Origin of the sequence: Schlesneria paludicola DSM 18645 (genome assembly GCF_000255655.1) — a bacterium.
Lineage (GTDB): Bacteria > Planctomycetota > Planctomycetia > Planctomycetales > Planctomycetaceae > Schlesneria > Schlesneria paludicola.
Window position 1 is genome coordinate 2,081,355 of record NZ_JH636435.1, and the last position, 13,763, is coordinate 2,095,117.

The window sequence follows — 13,763 nt, forward strand, 5'->3', positions numbered from 1 at the left end:
ATGTCATCCCGTATTTCTATTGATTGACTTAACTGCGAGGCGCTCTGTGCAGATCAATCCGGTCAAGCAAAAAACCGCCAATGGCGGTGTCTCCATCGGTACGATGATGTTCGAGTTCAACACGACCGGCATCGGTCGGATCGCCGCGAATGCCGGGGCGGAATTCGCGGTTTACGACATGGAACATACGGGATGGGACATCGAATCGATTCGAATGCTCATCGCCACGACGCCAAAGCCAACTCTGGTCCCCATCGTCCGCATCCCCACCACACAATATCATTTTGTCTCGCGTGTGCTGGACATGGGGGCCATGGGAATCATGGCTCCCATGGTGGAATCGGCCGAGGAAGCACGACTGCTGGTCCAGTCGGCCAAGTATCCTCCCCTCGGACGGCGTGGAGCCGCATTTGGAATCCCGCATGACGACTACGGCATCGGCACGATTCCCGAAATCGTACGTTCGGCCAATGCCGAGGTCCTACTTATTGTGCAGGTCGAAACCGCGAAGGGGCTGAAGAATCTGGAAGAAATCGCGGCCGTTCCGGAAGTGGACGTCCTCTGGATTGGCCTGTACGACATGGCGAGCTCAATGGGACTCGCCGGACAAATGGACCACCCCGACCTGCACGCCGCGATTGACCGCGTTCTTGCCGCCTGCCAAAAGTTCAACAAAGTTCCCGCGGTGCTCGTCACCAGCGTCGAAGAAGGACAGGCGCAACTGAAACGCGGCTTCCGGCTGGTGGCCTTCGGCGGTGACGTCTGGATCTATCAAACCGCCCTCAAACAGGGTTTGGCCGCCTTGCGGAACCGTTGATTCCGATCAATGGTCAAACGTGGACGCTAGGACTTCGAGAACCTACAATTCCAAGAGTAAGGCCGGTCGTGCGACGGGCTACGTCCCCGTTTCTTCAGACTGAGCTTTTCTTCCGACATGGCTGACACACTCCCGACGATTCAAGCCGTTTGCTTCGACCTCGATGGCCTGATGTTTAATACCGAGCACGTGTTCTACGTCTCGGCAGAAGTTCTCCTTCAACGCCGCGGCCGAGAAATGTCGCGTGGAGCCATGGATGCGATGCTTGGACTGCGTCCGCTGGAATCGTTCCGCGCCTTCTGCGACTACCTGAAACTGGATGAAGACCCCGCCGAACTGTTGGCCGAATCGCGAGTGGTCTTTTACGAGATGCTCGACGATCATCTCAAGCCGATGCCGGGACTGTTCGATCTGCTGAATCTGATCGAGTCGACACCGTTACCTAAAGCCGTGGCGACGTCGTCCACCCGCGACTATCTCGAAACGATCTTCAATCGATTCGATCTGATTCCCCGCTTCGGAATCAGACTGACCGCCGAAAGCGTCACGCACGGGAAGCCAAACCCGGAAATCTACCTCAAAGCCGCCGAGCAACTGGGCGTGCGTCCCGAAAATATGCTCGTGCTGGAAGATTCACAAACCGGCACACGCGCAGCCGCCGCGGCGGGAGCGCACATTGTCTCCATCCCGCACGAGCACACGGCCGGCCACGACTTCAGCCAGTCGAAGTTCGTCGCGAGCGGGCTGACCGATCCTTATATTCTGAAATTGCTCGCGCGCTGAACATCAGACGACGCATCGAGCGCCTGATGGAAAATCGCTACTTCTGAACCGTCGCAACAGGTTGTTGTCGTCCTCTGATTGCAATTGTGATTGGTTTGGTTACTCTGCTTCAGCATCTTGCGCATGACTCGCAGGATGCCCGAATATCTGATTTCATCGCCGACTGGCGGTCCGCCCACTTCATACGGTTCACTATGTCGACTCCGTCACTTTCATTCGCGGCGCAGATCACCGATCTGCCTGGTCTCAGCAATGCGGAATTTCTGCAGGCCCTCAGTTGGGATCGTTCGGCCGATCCTGCAATTCGAACTGCGGCGGCGGCGGGGAATGTTTCCGCATTCTGCAAGGCGTGGCAGGCCAGCCGACGAGCCCTCGACAAATTATCAGGACCGACCAGCAGTACGGCCGAACGCGCGCTCTGGTCGCAGCAGGCATTCGCCGAAGAAGCCGGCCTCACGCGGATCATCGAACAAGCCGGAGACACGACCGTCAAACGCCCGTCCGCCACCCGCCGACCGGTCAACAAGCCGGCCGTTTCGTGGAGCCAACGAGTCGGAAATCTCGTCGCAGAACTCACAACGGCCGTGGGTTCCGAAGAACCTCGTCCGTTTGCGGTCCTTGCATCGCTCGAATTACTGGCGAATGCAGGGCACCGTCTGACATCGAGTCAATTCTTTCCGCTCTGGCGACAGACGCTGTCAGAAATTCTGATGTGGCCCACCGTCATCTATGACGATCCGACGACTCCGATCGACGTTCAACTCATTGAACACGGCGAGATTCCTCTGATCGGCGGACTGCTGTTTCACGAAATCTCGCATGCGACGAACCTGATCAAAGCAGGCCGAAAGGTCCTCGCGACAGAACTCGTCGATCAAACGGATACGGATGGAACGCCACACGCGGAAATCCTTCCCCGCCTTCCGCTGTGGCTCGCACCACTTGTCCGCGCGACGCTGATGATGGAGCGGTTCCAGGAAGGACAGTGGACTCCGGATCAACGTCAATTGCTCGCCAATGTGATCGATCGAGCGGTTCTGTTGTGCCGACCGGACGGCCGCGCGGCCTTGACGAACGGCCTGAATCTCGATTCGTTGCCGGTCCTCTCCGCCGCCGTCGAACTTTTGGATCTGGGACTCGTTGGCTCCACCACAGAATACCTGCAGGCCGTCCAGCGCGCCGTCGCCGGCAAACCGCCGCGGCGGGCACGTCCCACGATTGCCACCATGCCGTCGAACCAGTCCGACTGGGCGAAGTTCGCACTGCTGCGCAGCGACTGGTCGGTCGATGCCGATAGCGTCGCGATGACGCATCATCTGCCGTTGCCTCAGTTGGATGTCACCGCATTGGGACGAGCCTTGATCCATGGCGACTGGCAACTCAAGCTGAAACTGGGTGATGCGGTCGTCGAACTCGCCGAAGAATGGTCGTGCGTTTGCTGGCAATCCGATCCTGACGCAGACTATATCGAACTGCAGATGGCTGGTCCTGGAAAACTGCGAGTCGAACGTCTGGTCATGCTCTCACGCAAAGAGCGATTTCTTTTTGTCGCCGACTCCATCAGTGGCGTGCCGTCGATGGACGGTACAAAAAAATCGAGTGGGCAGACCGGTCAGCGGATTGAATACGAATCACGTCTGTCACTGTGCGACGGTCTGGTCGGCAGTTGTGACGGAACCTCGCGCGAGGGTCGGATTACCGGCAAGCGACTGAAAGCACGCGTCTTCCCCTTGGCTATCCCCCACGACCGCGTTCAAAGCACTCCGCATCAATTGACAATTGAAGGCCAGGAACTCGTTCTCAAACAAGTCGCAGAAGGCGAGGGCCTGTTTGCCCCGCTGGCATTCGTCTGGCACCCCGACCGAACTCGCGTCGACGCAACATGGCGGATGCTGACGGTCGCCGAAGAAGGCAAGCGCGTCGGCCCTGACGTCGCTGTCGGCTACCGGTTGAAGCTCGGTGCATTCCAGCTTTTGGTCTCCCGCAGCCTCAAGAAGACCGGCAACTCCAGAACCTGCCTGGGCCACCACACTCGCAACGAAACGGTCATCGCCCGCTTCGACGAAAACGGCGACGTCCACCCAATCTTGATGGTCGAGTAACCACTTGATCAAGACTCCATGACGTGCATATATGGTACGCCCCCCCAGTTCGGCATGGTCATTTTGCCGCGGCTCATAGAAGCGCGTGGTTCGGTACAACGGGCAATGCTTCAAACCCGAAAGAAACGGAGAAAAACTCGTTTCAAATAGCCGGATGAACGCACAAGCGGGATTCGTGAATCGGCCGCGACGGTATCGTTTTGTGAAGAATGTCCCCAAGGACTATCCTATCCCCCCCTACACGAACCTGAGTCTCGAACTCAACGTAAGCATCACCGAATCGAGCGTCGCTGTTTATTGGGCTTCTATTACAGCAATCAGACGTTCTCGTCGTTCACGCAGTTGCCGCAGCGCGTAGGCCGCATGGCACACGACAGCGACGTCGCGACAGTCGTTCTGATGCTCAACGTAATCCTCACAGAGTTGCTGGATCGATTGTCGCATCCATGGCTGATCAAGGGTCTTGTCGTCGACCGAAATCGAGAGCCAGGTGAGATGGGAAGCCGCGAGATGCATCCGATGATTCAAATCTTTTGAGTGCTTTTCGACACACAGCACCCCATTCCAAACTTGTGACAGCCTCGCACGTTCCGTTTCCTGAACCAACAGATCGTGAACTTTTTGCCATGACGCTGGCAATGCAACGTCGATTGTCTGAACGAATTGTCGATATTTGTTAAGTGCCGTTGCCAGGGCGAACAAACGTGGGCACCCCCATTCGGGAGCACCAACAATCCTCTGACCCGCTTCGTATTCTGCGAGCCGCTCGATACTCCAGGTCTCATTCTCGTTGCTCTTCCATTCCGTGTCGAACGATTCATAGTTTGCGAGTGCCCACAATGTCCAAGTCATTTCTTCCCTGCGGTTGACTCGACGCTTGGTATCATTCACAACATCGCGGACTGTCACCTCGTGATATTTTCCAGCGCGGTCTTTGGCCTTCAGTGGAAACTCAATTGGCACGCCGCCGGCACCGATCCAAGCCAAGAATTGACCTGGATGGCCTTGGAACATGAACGGCCGAGTAAACGGATGAGCGCACGCTCCAGCCTCAGTCAGTTGCCAGACAGGCTCTCCAAGGAATTCGGGGCCACTCGCGATCCACTCTTCGCCTGTCATCGTCGGTCGATCAACGTTCCCAGTCTTTATCAAACAACTGCTGCCGAATCCCTGGATCCAATGCATCAGTTGCCACGGTGAGTGAGATTTTTCACCATTTCCCATCGACAGTTGAAGCCGCGTCATGATGCCCAGAGCCTCGTCGATCGCCTCGTCAATCTTATCACGAGGCTTGACGCGAACCTTCGCCGTTTCTTCCTGAGGTTTCTCTGCCGCGATTGGTCGTCGCACTTCAAACGAAGTTTCATCCACTGTCGACGAAACATCGTCAATCGCAGGAGACATTCGTGTCGACACCACTTCGTCGGCCATGGCCTGCTCGGACCGGTTGCACGGAATTTCTCGCGGCCCCAAGAACAGAACAAGACCAACCAACAACGTCACCACAACCATCCACGGGTGCTGTAACCGCACCATCGTTTCCGACTGGCTGCCCAGCAATCGTGCGACGCGCCGGCGAAGAGTCGATGGTCGACCAGTGATCAAAAGACTCGCTGCGAAGGTCGCTCCTCTGAACCGGGCCGAATGACTCAACTCCGCCACACGCAGCAGTGAACCTGCATAGTCCAGCGGACTCAGACTGCTTCCGATCGCCAAATCATCGGCACAGTGCTCGCGTTCCAGGCGAATACGATTCGACAACCACCAGACGGCGGGATGGAAAAAGAAGATTGATTCGACGATTCGCTGCAACACGTTGACCAGATGATCGTAACGTCGTAAGTGTGCCAATTCATGAGCGATCACCGCCTCGAGTTGATCCAGAGAGAGTCCGGCCGTCATTGAGAACGGTAGTAAGATTGCAGGTTTCAGCAGCCCCACGACAGCCGGCACATCGACACAGTCGCAATAGGCCAGGACCGGCACGAACTTGACCCCAATCCTTTCAACTTGCCGCATCAGAATTTCTTGCAGTCCTTCATCCAGCACGGATGTTGATTGTCGTCGCAATTGTCGTCCGCCCCATAATCCAATCAATACTCGCGCCATCATCCCTGCGACGCCCACAAGATAGACGTCAACCACAAACGGCGCGTAATGGTTCAAGTTAAAAGGACGGGCAACGGGTGAAACCACGGCGTTAAGCGTCATGGCGTCCGCCTTAGTGGCTGGCACGCGGTCTGCTCCTTGCTGCCCTGTCGCATTCAACGTCATCGTCGATGGCCTGGGTTGAACGACCACCGATCTCGGAACGGTGGTCGAGTCCGTCTCCTGACGACAAACCATCACATAGTTCAGCACGGGGCAATTCACCATGCCGAACATCCCGGCCAGTAACGTACGATACCGCCATCGTGGGTCATGCATTGTCCAGGCCAGCGCCCCAACGACGCTCGCGATCAGCACCGCCTGCCAGCAAAAATGCATGAGAGACAAAACGATCGAAATGGCCAGACTCTGGTCGACGAAGAATGTCATGGCATACCCTCATGTCTGTCGTACGTGCATTTGGTATCGCGAGATCCGGCCTAACGGCGCTCTGTGTTCTCGCGCGCCTTGCGATTGATCAACAGTCGAATCTGCTTCAGCTCGTTGTCGTCCAGGTCCGAGGTTTCAATCAAATGCTGCATCACCGCCGTCGTCGATCCGCCGAACACGCGGTCAACAATGTCCCTTAGCAGGCTTCCTGACGCTTTTTCCTCGCGATAGATCGATCGATAGACGTATGTCCGCCCGTCTTTGGTTCGCGCAAGATACCCCTTGCCAAACATGATCGACATCATGGTCATCACGGTCGTGTAAGCGAGATCTCGAATCGTTGCCAATTCATCCCGAACCTGGCGCACCGTCGCTGGTCCAATGCGCCATAGCACTTTCAAAATCTCGAGTTCAAGCTCGGTCGGCTTCTTTGCAGGGACACTTGCCATCGGTCGCCTTCCCACTCAATTCATCGGCACTGCCTGTGCTTGCCATTAAAACTAAGTACTAAGTATTTAGTACATTATCCGCACACGCGATTTTGTCAATGTCGCAAACCGACATCTCGTTGACCTGCCACGTCCATGGAGACTTCCTCAATCGACGTAGTCAATTGCGATTCTCTGCAAAGCAGAACATTCTCATTGGATCGAGAAGAAATGATGGGCTCATTCGGCCTCAAGACAGAATTCCGTGTAAGGATCGCATCTGTGGTGCCATCAGACTTGCTTTCATCGTATTTGACCCGACGGTCTGTGTTGCAGTGGGGAACGGCATCGCTTGTCGGGGCGGCGACCAGTCGGCGCGCATTTGGACAATCCGCACCATCAGCCGCCTCTACAATGGCACCCCTGAATCGCTTTCCGCGGATGATGCAGGATTATTTTGCAGCGCGGCTGACGGCCTCACAAAAACTCGGCAACGATCGACGTGCCGCGATTACTTCGAGGGCGGATGCTGAAGCGTATGTCGCAACCGTTCGCGACCGCATTCGTGATTGCTTTGGTCCCTTGCCCGAACCGACGCCGCTCAAGCCTCGCATCATGGGGATCGTCGAGCGTGATCTGTATCGGATCGAGAATGTGATCTTCGAGAGTCGACCTGACTTTCTCGTGACCGCCAATCTGTATGTTCCCAAAGGGCGATCGCTGCCACTTCCCGGTGTCGTCGGAACCTGCGGCCATTCGATCAACGGCAAAGCGGCGGAAGCGTATCAGTCATTCGCGCAGGGGCTCGCTCGCCAAGGCTATGTCGTCCTGATCTACGATCCAATCGGGCAGGGGGAACGGCTGCAGTACCCGAATGATCAGGGTAAATCGAAAGTCGGCGCTGGTGTGCATGAGCATCTTCTGTCTGGCAACCAACAATCACTCGTCGGGGAATTTCACGGAACCTGGCACGCGTGGGACGGCATTCGCGCGCTCGACTACCTGTTAACCCGCCCCGAAGTTGACCCGAAGCATGTGGGAGTGACGGGAAACTCGGGCGGCGGAACTCTGACCATGTGGTTGTGCGGTTTAGATTCCCGCTGGACGATGGCGGCTCCGAGTTGTGCCGTGACCAGCTTCGAACGGAATTTCGCCAATGAACTTCCGACCGATACCGAACAATGTCCGCCCAAAGTTCTGATGCACGGACTTGACCACGCCGACTTCCTGGTCGCAATGGCTCCGAAACCTGTGATCATTCTAGCGGGTGAAAAAGATTACTTTGATGTCCGCGGCTCGATCGACGCCTACGAACGCTTGAAGCCGATTTATCGATGGCTCGGTGCCGAGAACAATATTCGACTGGCCATCGGCCCAAATCCGCATGGGTACACACCGGCCAACCGCGAAGCCATGTATGAGTTTTTTAACATCCAGACCGGGGTCTCCCAGGGTGGACGGGAACCTTCACTCGCCATCGAAGACGATTCCACGCTTCAATGCACGCCGAACGGACAGGTGGCGCAGCTCAATTCCCGATCCGTATTTTCGTTCACAGCCGCCGCCTCGCAGCAACTGCGCGAACAACGAGGGCAACCCGACGCAGAACCCCTCCGCCGCGTTCTCGACGCACTCATCCCGGCTCGCCCCGATCAACCACCTCAATACAACATCTTACGATCCGTTTCGAAGCGGGGATATACCAAACCACATGCGACGTGCTACGCGATCGAAACCGAACCTCAAATTCGGGCGATCGCCTACCGAATGGATGAAGCCGGACACCAGTCGCGCCCGCCCCAGCGTCCAGGACGGGCCATCCTGTTCGTCGCGCATCAGTCCAGTGACGCCGAATTGCGAAACGAACCATTGGTGAACACGTTGCTGGCTGACGAACGGGAATCCGAATTCTACGCGGTTGATCTGCGCGGGATCGGAGATTCACAACCTGACACCTGTGGTGAAAAGCAATTTCTTTTGCCGTATGGCAGCGACTACTTCTACGCAGCACATGCCATCATGTTCGGTCAGTCCTATCCGGCATTACGTGCGTTTGACCTCCTGAGAGTGATCGATTGGTTGAAGTCGTGTGGTCGGACCGAGATTCATTTGGCCGCGCTGGGCTGGGGCACCATTCCTGCCACGCTGGCGGCCATCGTCTCGGATTCCGTTCACAAAATCACACTCAAGGGCGCACTGACATCCTTCAGCGATCTCGCGGAACGTGACCACGACCAATGGCCCGCGTCGTCATTCATTCCAAATGTCCTGAAGCACTTCGACTTGCCTGATTGCTATCGACTGCTTGAAGCGAGAAACAGTCTGAACCTGGTCACGGCTGATTCGTCGCTGCCTGCGAAGTAGGCAACGTTTATCAGGCTTCCGCGTTCCGCCCAAATCACCACGCGATCAATCCGAGTTTCATCCTGAATTGCGATTAAAACTTTGGATTGGAAGCCGCGCATTCTCAGGCCACAGTGCGATTTCGCACGGCAATTCGGCCCGAACTTTAACTTTTTCGTTACAAATGACTCGTATTGACGCTTTCTGGGGGTTCTTTTAGATTCCGACCGCAGAATCCGCCGAAATCCCTTCCTTGGCGGAACTGCTCCCTTCAATTGATGTTTCGAAGAACTCCACTGAGCGACTCCCATGGCATTTCCGCCTGAGTCAATTTGTTCTCGTTCTCACCTTCGGGCTCACCCCCCGTCATGGGCGGATGGAGCATTGAAGCACCTGTCAACTCGATGTCGATGGCCCTGGGTAAAACCAAATTGGTCATTCGTTTCGATGGTGATCTGTGGCCTGCTTGTGTCATTAGCGAGTGTGGGCTGCGCCACCGTCCGCGGCGAGAAATACACCTATAATAATCTGCCGAAACATCTCATTGCCGGTGTCCGCGAAAACCCTCAAACCATCGAACTGTCGAAACTGGCAAGTGCGACGACCGACTCGGATGTGCTCGATCATGGCGACGTGGTCGAAGTGTCGATCGCCGCGGGATTGAACGAGAAAGACACGATTCGAATCCCTGTCCGTATCAACGACGAAGGGGATGTCGAATTACCGGAAATCGGTCGAGTGCATGTGGCTGGAATGAAAGTCACCGCGGCAGAAGCCACCATCGTTCAGGAGTGTATCTCGCGAGGCCTGTATCGCAGCCCGAGCGTGACAATGCTGATGAAACAGCAGCGTACGAACCGGATCATGGTCGCCGGTGCGGTCAAGAAACCGTCCGTCTACGAGTTGCCACGTGGTCAATCCGATCTGCTGTCGGCGCTGAGCAAGGCTGAAGGGCTCGACCCCACCGCTGGAACGCAAGTCATTATCCGCAACATGGGCCATCGCTCAGGAGTCCGGCCCGATGCCATTGCAAGTGGCCTCAAGAATGGAATCGATACGATAGGACACAGCGTCGAAATGACCAGCAAAATGCATGAAACGAGCGACACGATCAAGGTCGATCTGGTCTCTGCCACCAAGAATGGAACCGGTGGATACCAACTCGAAGATGGGGCTGTCGTCTACGTCGAAAAACGTGATCCAGAACCGCTGCACGTGATCGGGCTGGTCACGCGTCCCGGACGGTTCGAGTTCCCGATCGCCGAAGAACTGCGAGTCACCGACGCCATCGCATTGGCAGGCGGCGTGAGTTCGATGGCAGCGGACAAGATCTTCGTAATTCGACGCAAGCCATCGGTGCTCATCAACAAGACGGTCGACCCCGAAAATCCAGACAATGTCGAGACGATCCTGATCCAGGTGAGTTTGGCGAATGCCAAGCAAAAGGCGAACTCAAACATTCGCCTGGCGCCGGGTGATGTTGTCAGCGTCGAACAGACCCCTGTGACCGTGATCCTGGAACTGTTCAAACGAACCAGCATGAACTTTGGCGGATCGATTCCGCTCCTCGGATCGCCAATCTTCTAATTTCATCGCGTTCCTTGACCTCAAGTGACGCACGAACTCAATCAATGAATCGCCGGGCCAAGCGATTGTCGTGTGACATCAATAACCAGATTTAATAACACCTGCATCAGCGATCACGATCAGCCAAACGCGCAGGCATCGATGTCAGGAACGGTTGTTCCGTCACGATTCGGAGAAAACAAGTCAACCTGATCTGCATCGTCCTGTCCGATCGCACAACTTTCACGCTGGCTTTGCCGAATGAACACTGAAGAACATCATGACGTTGCACCAGGCTCAACCACGGCGAGCCCCAATCTTCTGAACGAAGCGATCCGTTTCCTGCGGCTCGTCCGTCGCAAGATGTCGACGCTGATCTTATGCATGGCATTTGGAACCGTCGCCGGAACCATCTGGTACGTAACGGCCACGCGGAAGTATGAATCGTCCTGCGAAATCATGGTCTTGAAGACCGAAGGAAACGTGCTCGACGGGCACAATTCGTCGAATCAGCGCACGATTCAAGACGTCATGCCGACGTATCAACGCGTCCTGACCGGTGACCGAGTTCTCGAAGGTGCCATCAAGCGGTTGCGCAAAGAACACCTCGTCGACCTCAAGGGGATTCCGAAAGCGCGCTGGACCAGCGAACTGAGAAAGAACCTTTCGGTCTCGTCCGCGCGGCAAACGACACTGCTAAACGTGCGTTATGTCTCCAAGAATGCCAAGACAGCCGCCTTCGTGGTCGATGCGATTGTCGAGTCTTACCTCGAAATGATGCGCGGCATCCACACGGGTGATTCCAAAGAAAGCCTGGACCTGCTGAGCAACGAACAGGAACGTCTTGACGCCAGTATTCAGGAAATCGGCCGAGAATTGTCGCGATTGAAACGCGACTCGGGAATGCTGCTGCATGGTGACGACAAAAGTACGCACATTGTCATCCAGCAGGCACTCAAGCTGAACGATGCCTTGATGGACGCGCAAGAAAAGACCCTCGAAGCGCGTGCGCTCGCGATGTCCGTTCAAGAGGCCCTGGCGAATGGGACCGATATTCAATCATTCCTCCAACAGGCGGCCGGAGACATCTCGCGCGAAATCATCATGCGCGAAGTCGGAATGGGATCGAGTGACGCATTCACCATTGCGAAACGCGAAGATGATCTGCTGACCGACGAGACCGAACTCAAAGACAAACTCAAAACGTACGGTCCGAACCATCCGGAAATCCGACGTCTCAATGAACAGATCACCCAGACAAGACGGTGGCTCTCCGAACGTTCCGAAGTCATGTCACGGGCGATGAAAGACGTTCGAGAGAAAGAAATTGCCCCGCGTCTGCAGGAAATGGTCAATCAGCGACTCTATCAAGCGATGGCACATGAAGCCGGTATTCGACAAGAGTTTGAGACCGTCCGGAACCAGGCACTCGATCTGAACGGCCAGATGGCACAGATCGAAGTCCTCGATGCCACCGAACGTCGCATGCGATTGTATTACGACAAAATTGTAGAAAAAATCGCCGAGGTTGATATCGGTTCGAATTCGGGCCTGAAGATTACGCCGACCTCCACCGCGCGTGTTAGCCTGGGGCCAGTTGCTCCCAAGATTACGACGACAATTTTGCTCTGCGCGTTTCTTGGTGCCTGCACGGGGCTCGCACTGATCTACGTCGTGGATGCACTCGACGACCGCTTCCGTTCTCCTGATGAATTACAGTGGCAATTGGGTCTGCCCATGCTCGCCATGATTCGAGAAATGGATCCGCTGCCTGGATCGGGTCTGGATACGATCGTGACGTTCAGTAAGGCCGATAGCCTGGAATCCGAATCATTCCGCACATTACGCAGCTCGATTACGTTTACGGCAGCCGACACGCGGCGACTGGTCGTGACCAGTACAGAGCCCGGTGATGGAAAGACGACGACATTGGCCAACCTGGCCGTCGCCTTCGCGCAATCGAAAAAGAAGACTCTGCTGATCGACGCCGACTTGCGACGCCCCGGGATGACGCAGTTGCTGGAACTGAAGGGGCCACGGGGTCTCTCGCAGATCTTGCGAGGATCGTCTCCCATCGCAGAAAGCTGCCTCGAAAACATCTTCAACCTGGGCGTAGAGAATCTCGATGTGATGCCTTCGGGGCCTCGTCCCGGCAATCCCTCGGAGCTTCTGGCAAGCGATCGTTTCAATGACATCATCGCCTGGGCCGAGACCATCTACGACCAGATTCTGATCGATGCCCCACCGGTCCTGGCTGTGACCGATCCTGCGATTATCGGACGAGTCGTCGATGGAGCGATCGTTGTGATTCGTCCCGACAAGAATCGACGCAAAATGGTACTGCGCGCCATCGAATCATTCCGCGCGACGGGCGTTCAGGTCGTGGGCATCGTCGCCAACCATATCGCGAACGATGGGAATTCCGAGTACGGTTATGGTTATGGCTACGGTTATGGCTACGGTTATGGACACGGCGAAAAGCCAGAGGTGAACGGCGACGCGTTGGACGATGAAATTGAAGATCAAAACGAAGACGAACTTAGCCTGGCCGCTTGAGCCGCCTTCGATCAGGCAGATTGTGACGATATGCGAAAACGTAATAACTCATTAAGTTATGCTATAATCACAACTTGATGTTCGAATGGCGTGCCGCGAGTCCATTGTTCTGAGCCGATGCCTGACTATTTGATTGAAATCGCTGACCAACAATCCTCACTGATCGTCGAGCGCGCCTTCCTGGAATTGGCCGTGGCACGCGTACTCGCCGAAGAAGGCGTCGCTTCCGCGAAAATCAGCCTCGCGCTCGTCGACGATGCCGAGATTCACCGCGTTAACCGGCAATTTCTGGGACACGACTATCCCACGGACGTGATCAGCTTCCGGCTGGATGAACAGACGGAATCACACGACTCCGCCGCCTCGGCACTGCTCCCAACCGAGATGGATGCGATCGAAAATGCGCCTCCATTCGAAGGAGAACTGATTGTCAGTACCGAGACCGCAGTCCGCGAAGCGACCGCCCAGGGATGGAGTCCCACGGCAGAATTGCTACTCTACGTGGTACACGGATTGCTTCATCTTTGCGGTTATGACGATCTGACGGATGATGCACGGCCCGTGATGCGAACCCGAGAGCGAGAATTACTCGCCCTTTGGGGTTTTCGCCCGACTGGATTGGAATCGTGA

At 55.9% G+C, this 13,763-nt stretch carries 9 protein-coding genes; 7 read left to right on the plus strand and 2 right to left on the minus strand.

Going from position 1 to position 13,763, the window contains the following annotated elements:
* Positions 1 to 46: 46 nt before the first annotated feature.
* The 3 genes from OSO_RS0126475 (at position 47) to OSO_RS0126485 (ending at position 3,702) form a co-directional block, all read left to right on the plus strand.
* Positions 47 to 817 (plus strand): HpcH/HpaI aldolase family protein, encoded by a 771-nt coding sequence (locus OSO_RS0126475; RefSeq protein ID WP_010586040.1) that lies wholly within the window; start codon positions 47 to 49, stop codon positions 815 to 817.
* Positions 818 to 934: 117 nt separating this feature from the next.
* Positions 935 to 1,600, plus strand: coding sequence for an HAD family hydrolase (locus OSO_RS0126480; RefSeq protein ID WP_010586041.1), 666 nt, complete (start codon positions 935 to 937; stop codon positions 1,598 to 1,600).
* 194 nt (positions 1,601 to 1,794) lie between these two features.
* The gene (locus OSO_RS0126485) at positions 1,795 to 3,702 is read left to right on the plus strand and encodes a hypothetical protein (RefSeq protein WP_010586042.1); all 1,908 of its coding nucleotides are present in this window, start codon (positions 1,795 to 1,797) and stop codon (positions 3,700 to 3,702) included.
* Between the two features lie 294 nt (positions 3,703 to 3,996).
* On the opposite strand, the gene OSO_RS0126490 is transcribed toward OSO_RS0126485, so the two are convergent.
* Both OSO_RS0126490 and OSO_RS0126495 read right to left on the minus strand, forming a co-directional pair.
* Positions 3,997 to 6,240, minus strand: a complete 2,244-nt coding sequence (locus tag OSO_RS0126490) for a M56 family metallopeptidase (RefSeq protein ID WP_010586043.1) — start codon at positions 6,238 to 6,240, stop codon at positions 3,997 to 3,999.
* A gap of 50 nt (positions 6,241 to 6,290) precedes the next feature.
* Positions 6,291 to 6,689 carry a BlaI/MecI/CopY family transcriptional regulator gene (locus OSO_RS0126495; RefSeq protein WP_010586044.1) on the minus strand — a complete coding sequence of 133 codons (399 nt, stop codon included), beginning with the start codon at positions 6,687 to 6,689 and terminating at the stop codon, positions 6,291 to 6,293.
* A gap of 264 nt (positions 6,690 to 6,953) precedes the next feature.
* Here OSO_RS0126495 and OSO_RS0126500 point away from each other — a divergent pair, with 264 nt between their 5' ends.
* The 4 genes from OSO_RS0126500 (at position 6,954) to ybeY (ending at position 13,763) form a co-directional block, all read left to right on the plus strand.
* Positions 6,954 to 9,032 carry an alpha/beta hydrolase family protein gene (locus OSO_RS0126500; RefSeq protein WP_237729338.1) on the plus strand — a complete coding sequence of 693 codons (2,079 nt, stop codon included), beginning with the start codon at positions 6,954 to 6,956 and terminating at the stop codon, positions 9,030 to 9,032.
* A 447-nt stretch (positions 9,033 to 9,479) separates the two neighbouring features.
* Complete coding sequence (locus OSO_RS0126510) at positions 9,480 to 10,598, plus strand: polysaccharide biosynthesis/export family protein (protein ID WP_162130563.1); 1,119 nt, start codon at positions 9,480 to 9,482, stop codon at positions 10,596 to 10,598.
* A 240-nt stretch (positions 10,599 to 10,838) separates the two neighbouring features.
* Positions 10,839 to 13,133, plus strand: a complete 2,295-nt coding sequence (locus OSO_RS0126520) for a polysaccharide biosynthesis tyrosine autokinase (protein WP_010586047.1) — start codon at positions 10,839 to 10,841, stop codon at positions 13,131 to 13,133.
* A 117-nt stretch (positions 13,134 to 13,250) separates the two neighbouring features.
* Complete coding sequence (gene ybeY, locus OSO_RS45225; protein ID WP_010586048.1) at positions 13,251 to 13,763, plus strand: rRNA maturation RNase YbeY; 513 nt, start codon at positions 13,251 to 13,253, stop codon at positions 13,761 to 13,763.